The sequence below is a fragment of the Sporosarcina psychrophila genome (assembly GCF_001590685.1).
GTDB classification, from domain to species: Bacteria; Bacillota; Bacilli; order Bacillales_A; family Planococcaceae; genus Sporosarcina; species Sporosarcina psychrophila.
This window is the reverse complement of sequence record NZ_CP014616.1, coordinates 3,110,685-3,128,604: the sequence shown is the minus strand read 5'-3', so window position 1 is coordinate 3,128,604 and position 17,920 is coordinate 3,110,685. Positions and strand designations below refer to the sequence as shown.

15 protein-coding genes and 1 pseudogene are annotated in these 17,920 nt (G+C 36.5%); 10 read left to right on the top strand and 6 right to left on the bottom strand.

The annotated features are described in order from the left end of the window. The first annotated feature begins 13 nt into the window (after positions 1 to 13). The 6 genes from AZE41_RS14955 to AZE41_RS14930 all read left to right on the top strand — a co-directional run bounded on the left by AZE41_RS14955 (position 14) and on the right by AZE41_RS14930 (position 5,879). Complete coding sequence (locus tag AZE41_RS14955) at positions 14 to 1,075, top strand: ABC transporter ATP-binding protein (protein ID WP_067210981.1); 1,062 nt, start codon at positions 14 to 16, stop codon at positions 1,073 to 1,075. Next, entirely contained in the window at positions 1,072 to 2,379 is a 1,308-nt protein-coding gene (locus AZE41_RS14950) for a hypothetical protein (RefSeq protein ID WP_067210978.1), read from the top strand. The genes AZE41_RS14955 and AZE41_RS14950 overlap by 4 nt, the downstream gene beginning before the upstream one ends. A 139-nt stretch (positions 2,380 to 2,518) precedes the next feature. Then, positions 2,519 to 3,811, top strand: coding sequence for a M20/M25/M40 family metallo-hydrolase (locus AZE41_RS14945; RefSeq protein WP_231885689.1), 1,293 nt, complete (start codon positions 2,519 to 2,521; stop codon positions 3,809 to 3,811). Positions 3,812 to 4,159: 348 nt separating this feature from the next. Continuing rightward, complete coding sequence (locus tag AZE41_RS14935) at positions 4,160 to 4,432, top strand: hypothetical protein (protein ID WP_067210973.1); 273 nt, start codon at positions 4,160 to 4,162, stop codon at positions 4,430 to 4,432. Between the two features lie 335 nt (positions 4,433 to 4,767). After that, positions 4,768 to 4,965: a hypothetical protein gene (locus tag AZE41_RS23340; RefSeq protein ID WP_231885688.1), complete on the top strand. Its 198-nt coding sequence runs from the start codon at positions 4,768 to 4,770 to the stop codon at positions 4,963 to 4,965. Between the two features lie 86 nt (positions 4,966 to 5,051). Next, a complete protein-coding gene (locus AZE41_RS14930; RefSeq protein WP_231885687.1) occupies positions 5,052 to 5,879 on the top strand; it encodes a transposase in 828 nt (275 codons plus the stop codon). Between the two features lie 414 nt (positions 5,880 to 6,293). Here the strand turns inward: AZE41_RS14930 and AZE41_RS14925 are convergent, their stop codons facing one another. From AZE41_RS14925 to AZE41_RS14915, 3 genes are read right to left on the bottom strand one after another with little or no spacing between them, the layout of a single operon-like run. After that, positions 6,294 to 7,028, bottom strand: coding sequence for an ABC transporter permease (locus AZE41_RS14925; protein WP_067210970.1), 735 nt, complete (start codon positions 7,026 to 7,028; stop codon positions 6,294 to 6,296). After that, a complete protein-coding gene (locus AZE41_RS14920) occupies positions 7,029 to 7,739 on the bottom strand; it encodes an ABC transporter permease (RefSeq protein WP_067210967.1) in 711 nt (236 codons plus the stop codon). Then, positions 7,739 to 8,653 carry an ABC transporter ATP-binding protein gene (locus AZE41_RS14915; protein ID WP_067210965.1) on the bottom strand — a complete coding sequence of 305 codons (915 nt, stop codon included), beginning with the start codon at positions 8,651 to 8,653 and terminating at the stop codon, positions 7,739 to 7,741. Before AZE41_RS14915 ends, AZE41_RS14920 begins: the two co-directional genes overlap by 1 nt. A 139-nt stretch (positions 8,654 to 8,792) precedes the next feature. On the opposite strand from AZE41_RS14915, the gene AZE41_RS14910 reads away from it, so the two are divergent. Both AZE41_RS14910 and AZE41_RS14905 read left to right on the top strand, forming a co-directional pair. Next, complete coding sequence (locus tag AZE41_RS14910; RefSeq protein ID WP_067210963.1) at positions 8,793 to 9,725, top strand: helix-turn-helix transcriptional regulator; 933 nt, start codon at positions 8,793 to 8,795, stop codon at positions 9,723 to 9,725. Positions 9,726 to 9,788: 63 nt separating this feature from the next. Then, positions 9,789 to 10,277, top strand: coding sequence for a GyrI-like domain-containing protein (locus AZE41_RS14905; protein WP_067210960.1), 489 nt, complete (start codon positions 9,789 to 9,791; stop codon positions 10,275 to 10,277). A 64-nt stretch (positions 10,278 to 10,341) separates the two neighbouring features. Here the strand turns inward: AZE41_RS14905 and AZE41_RS14900 are convergent, their stop codons facing one another. From AZE41_RS14900 to AZE41_RS22835, 3 genes are read right to left on the bottom strand one after another with little or no spacing between them, the layout of a single operon-like run. Beyond that, positions 10,342 to 11,688, bottom strand: a complete 1,347-nt coding sequence (locus AZE41_RS14900) for a HAMP domain-containing sensor histidine kinase (RefSeq protein WP_067210958.1) — start codon at positions 11,686 to 11,688, stop codon at positions 10,342 to 10,344. After that, a complete protein-coding gene (locus AZE41_RS14895; protein ID WP_067210956.1) occupies positions 11,685 to 12,359 on the bottom strand; it encodes a response regulator transcription factor in 675 nt (224 codons plus the stop codon). Before AZE41_RS14895 ends, AZE41_RS14900 begins: the two co-directional genes overlap by 4 nt. Positions 12,360 to 12,403: 44 nt before the next feature. Next, positions 12,404 to 12,550 carry a hypothetical protein gene (locus tag AZE41_RS22835; protein ID WP_197485328.1) on the bottom strand — a complete coding sequence of 49 codons (147 nt, stop codon included), beginning with the start codon at positions 12,548 to 12,550 and terminating at the stop codon, positions 12,404 to 12,406. A gap of 461 nt (positions 12,551 to 13,011) precedes the next feature. Here AZE41_RS22835 and AZE41_RS23720 point away from each other — a divergent pair. Both AZE41_RS23720 and AZE41_RS14885 read left to right on the top strand, forming a co-directional pair. Then, positions 13,012 to 13,822, top strand: a pseudogene (locus tag AZE41_RS23720) (DUF3387 domain-containing protein); the annotation flags it as partial. A 397-nt stretch (positions 13,823 to 14,219) separates the two neighbouring features. Further along, positions 14,220 to 17,813 carry an SIR2 family NAD-dependent protein deacylase gene (locus AZE41_RS14885; RefSeq protein WP_067210950.1) on the top strand — a complete coding sequence of 1,198 codons (3,594 nt, stop codon included), beginning with the start codon at positions 14,220 to 14,222 and terminating at the stop codon, positions 17,811 to 17,813. Positions 17,814 to 17,920 lie beyond the last annotated feature (107 nt).

Here is a 17,920-nt window from a genome sequence, read left to right as displayed (position 1 = left end):
GGGGGTGAATAGGATGGAGTTAGTAAATGACACAAACACATCAGAAAAAAGAGTAATTATGGAAGTGCGCAATTTAAAGAAACATTTTGCAATTACAAAAGGTTATATCAAGAAAACCACAACATTGGTCCGTGCGGTTGACGGCTTGAACTTTGAAGTATTTGAAGGAGAAACACTTGGAATTGTTGGAGAATCTGGTTGTGGAAAGTCTACAACTGGACAACTAATGCTTGGCTTACTTGATGCAACGGAAGGAAATATATATTTTGACAATAAAGATATTGCCTCGCTTAGTCACGAAGAACTTCGTAAAGCTAGGCGAGATTTACAAGTAATTTTCCAAGATCCATACTCTTCCCTTAATCCAAGAATGCAGGTTGAAGAAATTATTGGGGAACCTTTAGTTGTTCATAAGATTGCATCTGGAAAAAAATTACGTGATGAAGTTCTCAGCTTAATGAAGCTAGTTGGACTTGGAGAACATCAGTTAAAAAGATACCCACATGAATTTAGTGGAGGACAACGCCAGCGAATTGGAATTGCACGTGCACTCGCATTACGACCAAAAGTAATTGTTTGTGACGAGGCTGTTTCTGCTTTAGATGTTTCGATTCAAGCTCAAATTTTGAACTTACTGAAGAAATTACAAAAAGAAATGGATTTGACGTACATTTTTATAGCTCACGGATTGCCAGCTGTGCGACATATTAGCGATCGAATTGGCGTCATGTATTTAGGTCGTATGGTGGAATTAGCAGATCGGGATGAATTATTTGTAAATCCACTACATCCGTATACACATGCATTGTTAGATTCTGTACCTATTCCAGATCCCAAGTTGCGGAAAAGGCATCAGCTCATCGAAGGTGAAATACCAAATCCAAGCGATCCACCAAGTGGTTGTCACTTCCATCCAAGGTGTCCGTATGCGACTGATATATGTAAAACAGAAAGCCCGGAATATCGAGAAATACTTCCTGGTCACTCTGTTGCATGTCACCATCCACTTTTTAATGAAGTAAAGATGAGTGTTTCTGAATCGGCTCCTATTTTAAGCGGACATGAGATAAGTTGAAAATCCGAATTGGTGCAATTGGACCTCGCGATTCTCTAAATCAAATAAAAGAAGTCGCAAGTGCCGATTTCCGAATTGAGTTAGTCGAATTTGAATACTTTCATCGAGATGAATTGGAGCATATTATTAATGACAATAAGTATGATGTAGCACAGTGGATTTTTTCGGGACAAACTCCTTATTATTATGCACTTGATAAAGGCTGGATACAGGAAAACGAAGGTTTTTTTCCACCACTATACGGAATTGCTTTTTTAGGGACGTTATTAAAAATATTCCTTGAGCGAAAGAAAACGACATCTTCAATTAGTGTAGATTCAATTGAAGGTGAAACAATTCAACAGCTGCTAAGAGAGTATAGCTTAACCACTTTGAAAATTGAGTTATTCCCATATGAAAGGAAACAAACGTATGTAGAGATCATTGAATTTCATGTTGAAAATTATAAAGAAAAAAATACGGAAGTTGCAGTAACTTGTTTATTAACTGTTTATGAAGAGTTGCAAAAGTTAGGAATCCCTTGTTATAGAATCGTACCTTCCCAACTAGCAATACAAACGGTCTTTAATTTACTTGTCTCCCGAGCTACAAGTCAAATCTTTGAAAAATCAAAAGTTGCGATTATTGGAATCGAGCAAATAAATAAAGAAAGGATAACAGCACTTAACACATACGAAGCGAAAAAAAAACGATTAACTCTTGAACTTGCATTATTGAAAGTTGCCGAAAAGTTAAATGGCGTTCTCGACAGTTCCAATGAAGATCGTTTTCAAATTTACACAACCTATGGTGATTTTGAATTATTGTATCTGAATGAATCACTTAGTCAACTAGTGAATAAAGTTGAACTACAAACTTCAATTGAACTGAAAATCGGGATTGGCTCAGGACATACTGTATATGAAGCAATGCAAAATGTAGGACACTCCTTTGAAGAACACAAAAAAAATCAAAGCAAAAAAATAATATTTGTCAATCAAATGAAAGAAATAATGAATGTATTTCTGGAGGAGAATAATAACTTTACAGCAGATAAACTTCCAGAGGCATGGAAAAAAATTCTGGAAGAAAATAAATATACGCCAATAATTCCGGCGAAGATTTACTTTTTCATTAAATATAAGAAGATAATAAGTTTTAATAGTGAACTAATAACGACACTTCTGAAAAACACAGATCGAAATACAAGAAGAATATTAAATGAGATGGAACAAATGGGGCTAATAGAAGTTACTGAAGAGGCAACGGGTAAGCGCGGAAGACCGAAAAAAATATATTCTATTCCGAATTTAAGTGAAATGTAATTGAAGAATACAAAATAAATAAATTGATTAGCTTAATTAGCGCTAAGCTGTCTCCGCTATCGTTTACGGAGTCGTTTTCGTTAGACAACTATAGCGATGTTCAACTGTGGTTTATTTCAAGATTCGGAGGGATTCTCTAATGACTGAAAAGTATGTAATTGAAGAAGCAATGCAAGAGTATACTGTATCGGATAAAGTAAAAGATGTTTACAGTTTACTAAGTTCCAATTCTGGAGTAGAAAAAGGACTATTATTTTTAAAAGAAGATAATGATTACACAACTGACGAGCAAATTGAGCTGACAGCTATTCAAGCACCTACGTTTTATGAAGAAAAAAGAGGAATCTACTATCAAAGGAAGCTTACTGAACTTGGATTAAAAAATGTCACGGTGGATGAAGTTGGTAACGTATTCGGAGTTCGCCAAGGAAACGGGAATGGTCCTTCAATCGTTTTGTGTGCACATTTAGATACAGTATTTCCTGAAGGTACAGATACGGTTGCTAAAATTGTAGACGGGAGAGTGTATGCACCAGGAATTGCTGATGATGGTCGTGGTTTGGCATCAGTCCTAACAATAATTCGAGCACTAAATCACGCTAATATTGAAACTGAAGGGGATTTGATAATTGGGGCAACGGTTGGTGAAGAAGGTCTTGGAGATTTACTAGGAGTAAAGAAATTGTTTGAAAATCGAGTCGATATCGATGGTTTTATATCCATAGAACCTGGGGCTCCAGATAGAATAACGTACTTAGCAACGGGGAGTAAAAGATATAAAGTCGCATACAAAGGACCTGGTGGGCATAGTTTCGGGAATTTTGGGACACCGAGTCCTATACATGCTCTAGGAAGGGCGATTGCTAAAATATCATCATTAGAAACCCCAACAGTACCCAAAACAACGTATAATGTTGGATTAATACACGGAGGTACTTCAGTGAATACGATTGCGGAAGTCGGAGAAATGGTAATCGATTTGCGCTCTAATTCCCAAGAAGAATTATTAAATTTAGAAAAAAAGATAATTAATATTATTAATGTTGCAGCGGAAGAAGAAAATCTTCATTGGGAGAAAATAGATGATATTATTGTTGAAATGGAGTTAGTAGGTAACCGTCCAGCAGGCTATCAAAGTCCTGACACCATTATCGTACAAGCTGCTGCAGCTGCTACATCGATTCTAGGCTTCGAACAGAAATTGGATGGGGCAAGTAGTACCGATTCTAATATCCCCATTTCACTTGGAATTCCTGCTGTTACTTTAGGAGGTGGAGGTGAAGCTGGAGGATTCCATACACTAAATGAGTATTATAATCCTAAAGATGCTTTTTATGGTGTACAAAAAATATTTTTAACGATTTTAGGTCTAGCTGGATTGAAAGATATTACTCCACCTCTACTTCCAAAGCTATTGAAAGATACTGAATAAAGTGTACCGAGTGAAGGGGTCTTGCTTTATCATCTTACAGGGATACAATCCATTTAATCTAAGCTTCGAATTTAACGCATTACTTTTTATTTGTAGGACAAGACCCATAAAGCTGGCAAACGAGGTAGGAATGTTTAAATCGTTGTAATCTAACACCCCGTAAAAGTGCGATGTAAACGAGTAGTCAAGTGACATAAATCGAGCAATTAGGAGTGTATTGTACCCCACGACACACACCTCCAATAGATTCTACCCTCAGTTTACTACAGCGGGCGGTCGTTAAAATAGCAACTGATATTACAATTTAGGAAAACAATACAAGAAAGGTTGCCTCTCAGTTACAAAAAAATGTCTACTGAATTACTGTGGAGAGCAGAGCAGGGGATATTTAGAAGTGAAGAGATATCCTCTGCGAATCGATTATTTATTGCGATTACCCGAACAGCTAAAAGAATCATTAAGAGATTAACTTCAAGAGGATCACTTTCAAATGTTACATTTCGAAAAAATAACTTACCACCTATTGTTACGGAGCTGATGGCTAGCCAAAAAATTGAAGGCATACTTGAAGAAGGAAAGAACTTCGCACTTGTTTTGATGATGCAGAAATCGCTATTCTAACTAAATTGAGAGTGACAGAAGTTGAAGAATTAAGAAAAACTGTGTAAATGACAAAGAGCTTTCTAATTTACTGGAAACTTCATTTAAAAAAAGGTGGGAAACTTCTGTGCTTCCATTACACAGTGAATCCATAACCAATCTAATAAACCCAAAACACCAGCAAAAAAATGTGGTGTTTTTTTCATGAGGAATTAGAAGTGCCAGCGTAGGAAATTTTCATGGATTTTCGGCATGTGCTTTTACCGAATTGGATGTGAATAGAACAACGAACCCCGCTGCTAATGTGGTAAAATAATACCATATAAACAATTTGCGATATTCGGGGAACATGCTATATGAACAATCAAACCTATTTCTACCAATTTCTTGAACCGCTCTCTAAAGAACTTGCATTTGTCGCGCGCGAACTAGAAAACAGTATCTTCTCTAGCTTACGGACAATGCTAACTCATGCGAGAGCGTTCATTGAAAATATATTGCAACAAGTCATTCAAGCAGAAAAACTACCGAACGAACAATGGACAAACCTCTAAGAACGACTCAATCTACTAAATTACATTAACACCCGAAATTCGTGACGCGCTTCACCACGTTCGCCAAATCGGTAACAAGGCGGCACATGATACGTAGGTTCCGCTATTCTGAAGCACTACTTTCATGGGAAGCCATCTACACAATCGTCAAATGGTATGTCGAATTATACGGTCCTATTGACCTTATCGTACCGGAATATGTGGATCCATCACCAAAAGAAGAAACGTATGATATCAGCGAGCTAGAAGGGCGGTTGAAAGTGCTTGAAGAAATGCTTAGACAAGCACTACAGAAAGAGCCAATAGAACCCGGTCAACAACAATCTGCTGTTATCGCTGTGAACATGCCGTCCGTTCCAGAACAACCAGGCTTTACAACAATTCGAACACTGACATACAATGAGCAAACACTCGACATCCCATATTTTCTGCGCGACGCGTTCCTGTTGCCGCAGCGCTTCGACAAATCCGAAACGTTCCTCATCCGTCTCGGAGCAGAGCAACAAGCACGCATCATGAGCGAACTACCGAACGACCTCGAAGGCTTACATAAACACGTCAAACGCTATACCGAAAAAAATGATGAAAACCTCTTTGGGGAATTAAAAACGTATATCGAAGAAGAGAAAGTTCGTAGACAATTACTAATGGACCGACCAGGTGAACTATTTTTCTTCTTCAAAGCCGACTATATTGTAGTCACAGAAGAACTGGCCATGATTCCATTCACAGTCGATGAATTCACCGGAAGCCCAAGTCTACTTAAACAATTGAAGGAGGATCAGATTGATACGGTTGGACAATTACCGAATGAGCTTGTAATCTTGGCGAAGTATGAGAATGTTGGGGTTGGGACCGTGGAGAAGGTATTTGAGCAGTTGAAGGGGAAGCAAAGGGTGGAAGTACACGTGTAAGGACAATCGTGAAAGTTTAACAATTTCATAAAGCCGAAAACACCAGCAAAAGCTGTTGGTGTTTTTTCATGCAATCTGCGTGATTCGCCCTTTCTTAATTAACATCAATAAAGGGCGAATAATATATGTGACATCTGAAAAGGGAATACATCAAATATAAATCAATCTATTAAAAAGAATTAATTGAACATTCATGTGGATTGAGTTGATAACTTCATTTGCCTATTATCTATTTAACATATTAGGTACTCAAATTTTATGTTTGGAGCAAATACCTTCAACGAATGTTACTGTAGTGGTCTAATTCAAAAAGAACTAAGATTTATTATCAATAAACTAAAAAAGCGTATCTGCAAAAAAAATCGGATACGCTTTTTCAGTCAAAACATCCATGTGGACGCCAGACGCTAACTTTCATACTTCCTTTCTCAAAAAGTAAACAAAGCCAGTTCCTAAAAAAAGCACAAAACTCCCCAAAATTACGGTGAATAATGTGATAGGAGAAACATTTAATGCACCAAAACTTTCAACTGAATTGGACATCATCATCTCAAATGGTTGTGCCCATGGATAGTATGGAGCGAACCTTTCTGAGTTGACAATCAACATATTCGGTATCGTAAAAATCACATTGACTGCAAGTGGTGCGGCGAAGCTCGACCATGCAACAGATACAAACATTTGTAAAGCGATTAACGGTAAGCAGGCAATCCATCCTCCGATGACACTTGTGGAAATGGTGCCCCAAGGAATGTCAGCCGGGAATCCTTTTATCCATCCTATGAGGAAAAGACCCATAATAAATAAGATTTGTGTGGCCGCAATTAGAAGGCTAACAATAAGGATTTTCACGAGATACACATTTTTTCTAGAAACCGGAAGTGAAAGAAGTTGCTTCCACCCACCTCCAACATGCTCATATCGACAAACAAAACTTGAAAAGATCCCAGTTAATAACGGTAAAAAAAGAATGGCGTGACTAATTGTCATCATACCAAGCGTTGCGGTCCATTGGTGTTGTTTGAAATCTGGAATTTCACTTAATTCACTCAGCCCAAGCAACAACGATAAAATCGGACTCACGAAAATGAGCATCCATATCGAGGATTTTCGTAACTTTAGAAACTCAGATTGAAATAATTTCCCCATTTATTTCACGTCCTTTCGATTAAAATCTAGGAGACTTATGAAATAAAGTAGAATCCCTGTTCCAAGGCCAGCAAAAACCGAGTACATTGGTTTTTCCCATTCATTCATTAACAACGGCCATTTCCATGGAACCCAGTCGGCAAAGTTCATTGAATACATAGAGATGATTGCACCGAGAATTCCAAATGTTAATGGAATGGCTTGATTTTTCAATGTAATCGCCAACCAAATTTGCAAGATGATAAAAGGTAAAGCAGCAAGACATGGGAAGAAACACATTTTGAGTAAATAGAGATAAGGTATATCCGTGCCGAATTTTAATGCAATGCCAAGTACAATCGTACCAACCGCTAAGAAGAAACAAGAAATCAAGAGGAGGAAAATGGACAGAAGCACTTTACCTGTAAATACTTGAGTTTTTGAAATGGGCAATGCCAAGAGTTGCTTCCAAGCATTTGTCTGATGCTCAATATTGGCAATCATTGATGTCAATATCGTTAAGCCGATGAGAATCGTGATGATAGATAACATAGAAACCTCACCAATTAGCCCCACCCATAAATCATCCTTGTAAACTTCTGTGAGCCAATCATACCGTATTCCAAAATTGACGGCTTCCAGGCCAATGACCCCCATTGGTCCAAGAAGTACGAGAAATAGGATCATTTTTCGCTTGATTTTAAGAAACTCAGAGGCCATTATCCGCGTCATCACAAACTGCCCTCCTGTCCGGTTAATTCTAAAAAGATTTCTTCCAATGATTTTTTCTCTTCTTCTACTCTGTAAATTGAATAATCGTTTTGAACGAGGGATTTCACAATTTTAGCGACTTTTTCATCTGAACCATTTTCAATTGAAAGCTGATTGTGAACGAGATCCGTAGTATACCCATGTGTCAATAATGTCTTCCAAGCGGATTCCGCGTCATTTACTGTTAACTTAATCTTGCTCGTAGACTGCTCTCTTAGTTTCGAAATGGAATCTTGAAAAATCATTTGGCCTTTTGAAATAATGCCTACTTGTGTCGCCATTTGGTCGATTTCTGAAAGTAAGTGGCTCGATAGGACAATCGTAATCCCGTGATCCTTTGGCATACTTTTAATAAGTTCACGAATCTCAATAATTCCCGATGGATCCAGTCCGTTCGTTGGCTCGTCCAAAATGAGCAGTTCAGGATTCCCAAGTAAAGCAGTCGCAATGCCAAGCCGTTGCTTCATGCCTAAAGAGAACCCTTTTACAGGTCGTTTCGCATCCTTTGTCAGACGGACGATTGAAAGGACTTCATCAATTCTAGATTTTGGCACGTCCAATAACAGGCGCACCGTTTCTAAATTTTCACGGGCGGATAAATGCCCATAATAAGAAGGATATTCGACCAGTGATCCAACCTTTTTTAAGATGGAGAGTTTTTCTTTTTTAACATCCTTGCCGAAAATATGGATTGAGCCTTTTGTCGGTCGAGCAAGCCCGAGAAGCATTCGAATGGTCGTCGTTTTTCCGGCACCATTCGGCCCTAAAAAACCATAAATCTCACCCTTTTTCACTTTCAAATCTACATCATTAACAACTCTTGTCGAGCCAAACTTTTTCGTCAGCTTCTTCGTTTCAATAATAAAATCATTCATTTCTCTCACCTCATTTACAGCTTACCGTGTGAAGGTTAAAGTGAGGGGGGGATCAAGTTTAAATTTCGTTTAAAATGAAGAAGAATATTTTGATAAGCTAATTTATGATTATACAAATACTTTTAAATGGAGGTAACCAATGAAGATAGATAGGTTACTAACAATGACCATGATGTTGATTAATCGTAAAAAAGTAAAAGCGCAAGAATTTGCTGAGTTCTTTAATGTGTCTGTTCGTACTATTTATAGGGATATTGATACACTCAGCAATGCAGGAATTCCCGTTATTAGTTATCAAGGTGCAAATGGTGGAATTGGTCTGCTTGAAGGCTACAGAATAGATAAGCAAATTCTTACGGAGGAAGAGATCACATCCATCTCGATTGCTTTAAAAAGCATACTTACTTCCCATGAAGACCTTTCCGCTAAAGCGGTATTAGAAAAATTAGAAGGACTTGCGGAAAAGAAGGGACAGCAAGCTTTCGACTATCTATTCGTAGATGACAGTCCGTGGGGGCAAAACGCTCGTTTGAAAGAAAAGGTAACATTGCTAAAAAACGCGATTACGACAACAATTTGTGTCCGTTTTTCTTATTCAAGTAGTGAGGGGAACGTCACATTCCGCTCCATAGAGCCACATACGCTCATCCAAAAAGGGAGGATTTGGTATGTGTATGGATATTGCCTTCTCAGGAACACGTTCCGACTATTTAAGTTAGCGAGGATAAAGGATCTTGAGATGTGTAATACATCTTTTATTCGTAAAGAAGTGAATAATGATGAACTTCCCTGGGATAAGGCATGGTATGCACCGAGCAAGGTGGTCACGTTAAGAATGGCATTTCATCCAGACTATCGCTTAAAAATTGAAGAGCTATTTGGTTTGGATTCGATAGAGGCCAATCAATCCATTGTGAAGATAGAAATACCAGAAGATGAATGGTTATACGGGTTTATCTTAAGTTTTGCTGATAAAGTGGAGGTGCTTGAGCCTGCTCATATAAGAGAAAAGATTCAACAAAAGGTAAGACACATCATTGATGTATACGAAAAAACAATTAAACCAATATGACATACTGCTGTCAAGTTTAGGTTGATATAGTTGAAACAAACCTAAAAAGGCGGGGAGAAAAAGATGATGAATCCAGTAATAAAAAAGAAAGACCGGTTTACTATTATAGGTATTTCAGTAAAGACGACAAACGCTAATGAAATGACAGCAGGTGCGAAAATTGCGGGATTATGGGAACGGTATTATGGACAAAAATTATTTAATGAGATTCCCAATCCTATCAATACATTTGTAACTTATGGCCTGTATTCAGACTATATAGATGGTGTGAATGGAGAATATAGTATAACTGCTGGATTAGAAGTAAGTGACCATAGCGAGATTCAAGAAGATTACGTTGTTAAAACAATACCAGCTGCAACATATCTGGTATTTACGTCTGAAGAAGGACCGATTTCAGAAATCGTAATTAAACTATGGCAAGATATTTGGAACTGGTTTGAACAAGAGGAAGTGGAGCGGACGTATACGGGTGATTTTGAGGTATATGATGAAAGATGCCAGAACCCACAAAATGCACAGGTGGACATTTACATAGCCATTAAAGCATAAAAAAATTTAGAAAGCTTGTAACCTTTCCTAACAATAAGGAAATGGATACAAGCTTTATTTCATTTTAAATCTGTTGAATAGTCATAATTGTACCGTGTTCGCTTGTTTCAATATTCCAGTCCAACTGCATGTCCTTCAGCATAAGTGAAACGATAGAGAGTCCTATGCCAACACCTTTATGACTCGACCTCTCTCCCATTCCTGGCCCATGATCTTCAATCACAATTGTTTCATTTTCAATTCGAACTGCTACAAACTGTCCGCTTTTCGCGTGACGGTAAATATTTTGAAACAGGTTATCCAAAACACGGTGGACCCACTGAGGATCGACATCCCACATCAACCGTTTATCCGGAATCGTTAACTCAATATCAAACTGAAGATTTTCAAAGGTAGGATACCAGGCCGCAAATGAATTTCGAACGAGTCGAACCATATCTACATTTTCTGGATAGTACGGATACTTTCCCGTTGTCAACAACGTGTACGAGAGTAGATTTTCAATAAGCTCGCCCATATAACCTACTTTTTCATCAATGAAGTCTAGAGACTCCTGTCCCTTTGTACTGAGAGGTTCTTTCTTTAAACGATAAGCGTGCCCACGTATTGTTGTAAGGGGGGTACGTAAATCATGCGATAGATTCGCAATGAGTTCTTTTCTAAGTTCTTCTTCCTTCATCTCACGTATTCTACTCATTTCTAGTTCTTGAACCATCCGATTGAAGGAGTGTTCAAGGCGGCCGATTTCGTCTTGCTTGGACACTTCAATAGTCGGTGGAATACCATTCGATTCAGGCGTTGCCATAACTTCTTGCAAATGAAGTAGTCTTTTTCGAATCCGATAAAAAAAGAGCGTAGAAATTAATATAAAAAGAGCAAATATGAACAAAAGAGCCACTGGGAATAAATAATTATATTTTGCTCTTAATTTGTCATTCGGACTCACCATATCCGGACGCGGGATTTGTAACACCATAAAGCCTTCTTGTTGTTCATGCCCAATAAAGGCGACAACGGTAAATGGATCGACTGTATATCCACGATTATTTTTCATGAAATGAATGGAATCCGATGCTGTCCATGTGTCGGGTACTGAAATCGATTCAGGAAACTTATCTTTTGTCTGCCCTCTATCATCAACCCAATACATAGATGCTTCTTGATAAACATGTTTCAAGCTTGATAATTTTTGATGGATTTGCTGTTCAGAAGCACCTGATAATCCTTTGGCTGTTTCATTCCACATTCCTTCTAAATCCGTTCCATTATAGTAGCGTACTGAGGATTCAGCTTGTTCGATACTATTATAAAAAATAATCGATAAAACAGGCATGGAAAAAGGGAGTATCATCATCGCAACCAAAATGATTAACAAATACTGCGCCAATAACGACTTTCGCAGCTTCTTCATTGTTTCAGCCTATAGCCGAGGCCGCGAATTGTTTCGATAATTTTAGGCGAACTTGGCTCTTTCTCAATCTTTTCTCTCAAGTAGCGGATATGGACCATCAAGGTCTTATCCCCTTCAAGATAAAATTCTCCCCATACAGCCTCGTAAAGCTGTTCTTTTGTCAAAATTTGATTTGGATGTTCCAATAAATACATGAAAATTTGACGCTGTTTGGCCGTCAACAAAACTTCTTCACCGTTATCTTTTAAAATTCGGTTTTCCATTATGTTAACCGTTAAATGACCAATCTGAATCTCTTCAGGTAACGCCTGTCGATTCCTTCTTAGTAACACTTCAATTCTTGCAGCAAGCTCTTCAGGATGAAACGGTTTAGTCACATAGTCATCTGCGAACTGTAGCCCTTGTAACTTATCATCCACAGCGGTCCGAGCGGACAACATCAGAATTGGAATCTCGGGATGATTGCTTTTCAATCGCAGTCCTACCGTAAACCCATCTAGCCCAGGAAGCATCACGTCTAAAATGACTAAGTCCGTATTACCAAACGCTTCTTCCATCCCATCCCCGGAAGTAAGCCAGCGTACCAAATAACCACGCTGCTCCAAGTCCTCTTTAACAATGCTACCAATTTCTATATCATCTTCAATATATAATATTTCCTTCACTAACATTCCCCACCTTTATAAATGTAAGAGGTCCAAAAATCCTTATAATGTTACAATTCATCTTTACTATATCCTATCATAATGGGATTCGTGTCTACGTATAAAGCATTGGATTCTTCAAGATCAACGATAGCCTTCGAATTGACGGACTGTTCCAGGGGGTAATCAAACTGATCATAGCCTGTCGGTGCTTCCATATCGGTGTTCTTCACTCAAATATATAGGGAAACAAGTTCCTTTTCCTTGATCCAATTTGAATCGGGCGTTTCGTTATTTACAGGTGGACGTATACCAGTAAATTTTAGGTACCTATTCAGTAAATACAAAACAATTCTATAATAATACAAAGTAAATCGATACCTATGAGACTCTTCTTTATTTTTTGTATAATTTCTTAGGTGTGTAAATTGTTCGTCTTTGTTTCTGACACAGGTACCTCATTTTATTTTGGCGAATATTGAAAACAGTCAGCCATGTATATGAATGGCTGATTGTTTATTTGACTGATCTATTCATCATTGCTTGTCACTTAATTACCGGCCATCTTCTCAAAATACCCATGCAACCGATACTCACAAATCGCTCATCCAACACATCCAAATGAACAGTAAACAAGCCATCCTCTTACGAAATCAACCCTTTCGCTGAACCATTGTCGCGCAAGAAAGCTATCACGCAGACAATGGATTTTGTCATCGGAATTGGCGAGGAAGAAAAGAGACGATTTATGCAAGGCGTCACCGAATTAGCAAAAGCATTCGTGTTATGTGCAACCGAGCCAGAAGCGCAAGAACTAAATGCTGAAATCGGATTTTTCAAAGCAGTGAAAGCGGGCATTGTGAAACTGATACGCATAGAAGGAGCGAAAAAGAATTCTTCGCAAATTGACGCACTGGTAAACCAACTCATTTAAAAATCTGTCAATTCTGACGAAGTGATTGATATTTATACATCACTCGGCATAGAAAATCCTGACATTTCGATTTTATCTGTTGAGTTTATAGAAGAAGTACGGGCATTGCCACAGAAAAACTTGGCGGTCGAGCTATTGAATCATTTGCTGCAAGGCAAAGTGAAGAACGTGCAAAGAACGAACTTAGTGAAAGCTCAAAAGTTCACGGATATGTTGAACAACGCGATCAATAAATAAAACAAACGTGCCATTGAGACCTCCAAAGTCATTGAAGAGCTAATCGCACTGGCAAAGGGAATGAATGATTCCTTTAAAGTAGGCGAAGCATCGAGGTTAATCAAAGAAGAAGTGCCCTTCTATGATGAATTGCCTCACATGATACGGCAGAACAAGTATTAGGTGACGACATCTTGAAAGTGATTGCTCATGAGCCAAGATGAGGATCAGGGTTCGTAGACTGCTGAAGAAGTACGGCTATCCACCTGATTTACTGAAGTTGGCGGTGGATACGGTGGTGAAGCAGGCGGAGTTAATGGATGGGAATACCGAGAGTTGAACGAGGTGTAGCCAAGTCCTATGGGTCTGGTTTTTTTTTGATTTAATGAGGTGTATGGTTTTGATTTATTTCCATAATCAGATTACTCATGATAGAATAGGAATGCATGTTCTAAAATTATGTTCAATAAACTACACAAGGTTTATGTATTCAATTAAACAGAAAAAAATAGGGAGTGTCAGTATAATTACTATGATTGAAACTTCTAGAAAATATATTATCAGGAAAAGGGAGAGCTAGCCAGACATCAATCTTCTTGGTAAGCCGAAACTAAAAAGAAAGCAGTACAATCTAAGAAGATATTGGTTGCAAGTAAAGAAAAATTGCTAGTGTGGAAAAGTGCTAGCGACGGTAGATAAAAAAGTAGCAGAGATTGATATTAATTAGGAGGGTGCCTGTGACGAAGTTAGAAAAATTATTCAAGGAGAAGCTAAGAAAGTATCATCAATTAAAGATTATTCGTGACAGATTATGGTCAGAGGATGGGAAAAGTAGAGTATCTGTAATGGTAGGAGCAGGCTTTAGTTTAAACGCAGAGAAGCTTGAAGATTATTTTGCAAGTATGTCTACTTGGTCTGATTTAAAGAATAAATTAGCAGGAAATCTCAGGGAAGAGGATGTTTCAGCTTGTGAAGATGTTTTAGCATTAGGACAATTATATGCCGATGAATTTGGCAGGGCTAATTTAGACGAACTTTTAAAAGAAGCTATACCAGATCAAAATTACAATCCAGGAGAATTACATCAAGAATTATTAAAGCTCCCTTGGGCAGACGTATACACAACAAATTATGACACACTATTAGAAAGAACATTACCTAATGTAGTTGAAAGAAGCTATCAAGTAATTTACGATCAAAATGATATACCTAGTTCTGTAGCCCCTAGAATTGTTAAGCTACATGGGAGTTTTCCTTCTAATCGACCTTTCATATTTACCAAAAAAGATTATGATTCATACGAAGAAAAATCGGCAGCGTTTGTAAATATGGTTCAGCAATCTATTATGGAAACTACCTTGGTATTAATTGGATTCTCCGGTGATGACCCGAACTTTGAGAAATGGACAAAATGGGTACATGAAAATCTAGGAGAACATATGCCGAAAATATATATGTTAACTTTTGATGAATCGAAAAATGTAGAAAGTTTAATTGGTAGAGGCATAACACTTATTGATTTTAAAGAAGTGTATCAAGGTTCTAATAGTGAAAATGTTTATGCACAGATGTTTAGCGATATTTTCGAGTTTTTTTCATTTGAAAACAATAAGGAACAAATGAATTGGCCGCATGAATCATATTTAAAAAGTTTTGAAGATATCGAACAGGCATTAAGGTTATATGAAAAGAATCGGAAGGATTATCCGGGATGGTGCATACTACCTGATATTATTAAAAGAAAAAATATCGAAGTGGTTCAATTAAATGTGAATAATGTAATGGGAATACTGAATAATGAAACAAGTTTCGTGGAAAAAGTTGCTATGATAAACGAGTTGATTTGGATTCAGGAGATATTTGGTATACCAATCGATATAACGTTTCATAAAGTTATGAAAGGAATTATTGAGGAATATTTTCAACAAGAAATCAGAAATTTAAAGTTTAAGGAACTGGGCTTAATTGTTTTAAGATTAATTAAAGAAGCTAGACTAGATTTTAATAGTGAAGACATTGGCTATTATACAGAAATAATGAATGGGAATGTTCTTGATAATAATACTAATCACCAAAATATCTACGAAAAAGCATTATGGTTTATTAATAAATTCGATTTTGAAAAGGTTAATGAAATATTGAAAAGTTGGGAAATAACAAACAATGATTTGGAATGGAGCGTTAAAAAAGCGAATCTTTTGGTTGAAATCGATGAAAGTAATCAAGCCGTTTTATTATTAGAAGATTGTTTGAATAATGTTAGGAAATTAATAACTGTCAATAGAAAAGATCTACGATTATTGTCCTTGGAGGGAATAATATTATCGATTCTTGTCAGATTAACTAATAAGTATTCTTTCAAAAATATTAAAAACAGACTCGAATATTTAGAATCAAAGCATTGTAATCCATTAAAGGAGATCGATTCCTTATTCAGCAGGATGAGAATTTATGAAATGAAATCGGGAAGTTTTCGAAAAAAAGGGTTTGATCCAAATAGGATAACAATTACAGAAAATTATAGAAGTACAATCGAAATGGAGTTAATTGACTCATACTCTTTGTTGATTATCGCAGAAGAGTGGGGATTAGCCCTTAGAAATGTGAAGTCATCTGATAAAGAAGCAATAAAAGTAGCGATAAAAAACTCTCAGTATCTATATCCTTTTTATTCTTGGATTAAATACTTGCAAGTTGGAGACTTGAAAGTAATAAATGAGTTCTTTTCAAGAGAAGTAGTTTATCAATCGGAAACTGAAAGTTTGAGTTTATACTTTCTGATTATTATGAATGGCATTGAACAAAGAGAAAATACGAATACTAATCTAGTTTTACTAATTGAAATAGTATCGCGACTCTATTTTGCTCTCACTGAAGAGGAAAAGAAAAGGGTTGATTTATTAGCGGGAAAATTATTTATTGATGTAGAATTTTACAATACTCATAGATACTCAATCGAAAAAGCTTTTAAGCCGTTATTCACAAGGATAATATTTGACAAAAATCCAAATGATATTAAGGTCTTTCTGCAGAAGATAATAAACTTACCTATTATTGGAGAAACGAATAGCGGACTAGAGACTGTTTTTGTGCAGGACCATAATTTTTTTGAACCAACTATGTATTTTCCTATCGAGTTTCAAAACAGTGATAATGTAAAGATAAGTATTGGTAAAGTAAGATTAAATAGGCTATTTCAATTACTTGTAAAAGGAAAAAGTAATGCTAGAGATGCTGCTTTGGTAAGATTACTCTTGTTACTGAATGGAAACGCTCTAGATCGAAAAAATGAAAAGAAGTTAAGAGGAATTTTGAAATCTATTATTGAAGATGAAAATGAAGATATATGTTCATATATTTTGGACTCTTATTTAATTATGAAATTTGGAGATTTAGAGATTCAAGAAGAGTATTGCAATGAAGTTATTGTACAACAAATTCCGAAATCTTATAGGGCGGGAGTGATATCAAGCGGAGTTGGACTAGATCGACTGTTAGCAAATCTTAATAATATATTTCCGTCACTACTTGGAAAAGATGAAATTCAAATTAAGTATATTACGAATGAATCGTATGAGGCGTGGCTGAAAGTTTTCTATATATGGTGGGATGATCAAGAGAGTTTTTTACTTGAAGATAATCGTTATTCATTCTTTGGTAAAAATAATGATTTAGAACGGATGATTGTCTTTCTGAAGAATAGCTTTTTAGCTAGTATTCCTCAAGAATGTATCTCGAGTTATGATAAGGCTAAATTTGCGGAGATTTATAAGAACTTATTAGAAAATAAATTGGATATGGCACTAATGTTAATTCCAATATTATTAAAAAATAATATTATTAAAGAACGAGAAGTAGATAGAATCTATGATGCCATGCTCAATAACAACGAAAAGCTTTCAAGGGCAAGTATATCTTCTATTTATGATTTAGCTCTTTTGGATAGTGGAAATCAGATTAAGGTTGATTTATCTCAAATTAAAAAAACAATAGTTAATCTATTTTTATTCAGAAAGGAATCTACATTATTGGAGATAACTAAAACATTAAAGTATATAATTTGGCGGGTACCTAATTTTTTTACTGTAGATGAATATAAAAAGATGATTGATTCATTGCTACTATTATTGGATGATTTAATAAACAGATACTATCAAAATAGTGAAATGAAAATCGAAGAATTTGAAATACTATCAGAAGCAACAGGCCTAGCTGGCTATATTTATAAACAAGGTGATTCACATTTACGTAAGCAGTTAGAAGATTGGAAAGAATTATCGAATGTAAATAGGTTGCCAGAAGTACGAAAATATGCTTATCTTTTTGAATGAGAGTGTATCATAGTTGTTTTTGAAAAATCACTGAAACGATAATTTTATCATTGAACTTAAAGAAATGATTCTTGTAAGGTGTGCCGGAGTTATTGGTTATATATTCC

What these genes read in the sequence shown, in the direction of transcription:
- AZE41_RS14900 (WP_067210958.1), bottom strand. Translation starts at nt 11,688, where the DNA reads ATGAAGAAGCTGCGAAAGTCGTTATTGGCGCAGTATTTGTTAATCATT.
- AZE41_RS22835 (WP_197485328.1), bottom strand. Translation starts at nt 12,550, where the DNA reads ATGGAAGCACCGACAGGCTATGATCAGTTTGATTACCCCCTGGAACAG.
- AZE41_RS14925 (WP_067210970.1), bottom strand. Translation starts at nt 7,028, where the DNA reads ATGGGGAAATTATTTCAATCTGAGTTTCTAAAGTTACGAAAATCCTCG.
- AZE41_RS14930 (WP_231885687.1), top strand. Translation starts at nt 5,052, where the DNA reads ATGATACGTAGGTTCCGCTATTCTGAAGCACTACTTTCATGGGAAGCC.
- AZE41_RS23340 (WP_231885688.1), top strand. Translation starts at nt 4,768, where the DNA reads ATGAACAATCAAACCTATTTCTACCAATTTCTTGAACCGCTCTCTAAA.
- AZE41_RS14920 (WP_067210967.1), bottom strand. Translation starts at nt 7,739, where the DNA reads ATGACGCGGATAATGGCCTCTGAGTTTCTTAAAATCAAGCGAAAAATG.
- AZE41_RS14905 (WP_067210960.1), top strand. Translation starts at nt 9,789, where the DNA reads ATGATGAATCCAGTAATAAAAAAGAAAGACCGGTTTACTATTATAGGT.
- AZE41_RS14915 (WP_067210965.1), bottom strand. Translation starts at nt 8,653, where the DNA reads ATGAATGATTTTATTATTGAAACGAAGAAGCTGACGAAAAAGTTTGGC.
- AZE41_RS14955 (WP_067210981.1), top strand. Translation starts at nt 14, where the DNA reads ATGGAGTTAGTAAATGACACAAACACATCAGAAAAAAGAGTAATTATG.
- AZE41_RS14935 (WP_067210973.1), top strand. Translation starts at nt 4,160, where the DNA reads ATGTCTACTGAATTACTGTGGAGAGCAGAGCAGGGGATATTTAGAAGT.
- AZE41_RS14895 (WP_067210956.1), bottom strand. Translation starts at nt 12,359, where the DNA reads ATGTTAGTGAAGGAAATATTATATATTGAAGATGATATAGAAATTGGT.
- AZE41_RS14910 (WP_067210963.1), top strand. Translation starts at nt 8,793, where the DNA reads ATGAAGATAGATAGGTTACTAACAATGACCATGATGTTGATTAATCGT.
- AZE41_RS14945 (WP_231885689.1), top strand. Translation starts at nt 2,519, where the DNA reads ATGACTGAAAAGTATGTAATTGAAGAAGCAATGCAAGAGTATACTGTA.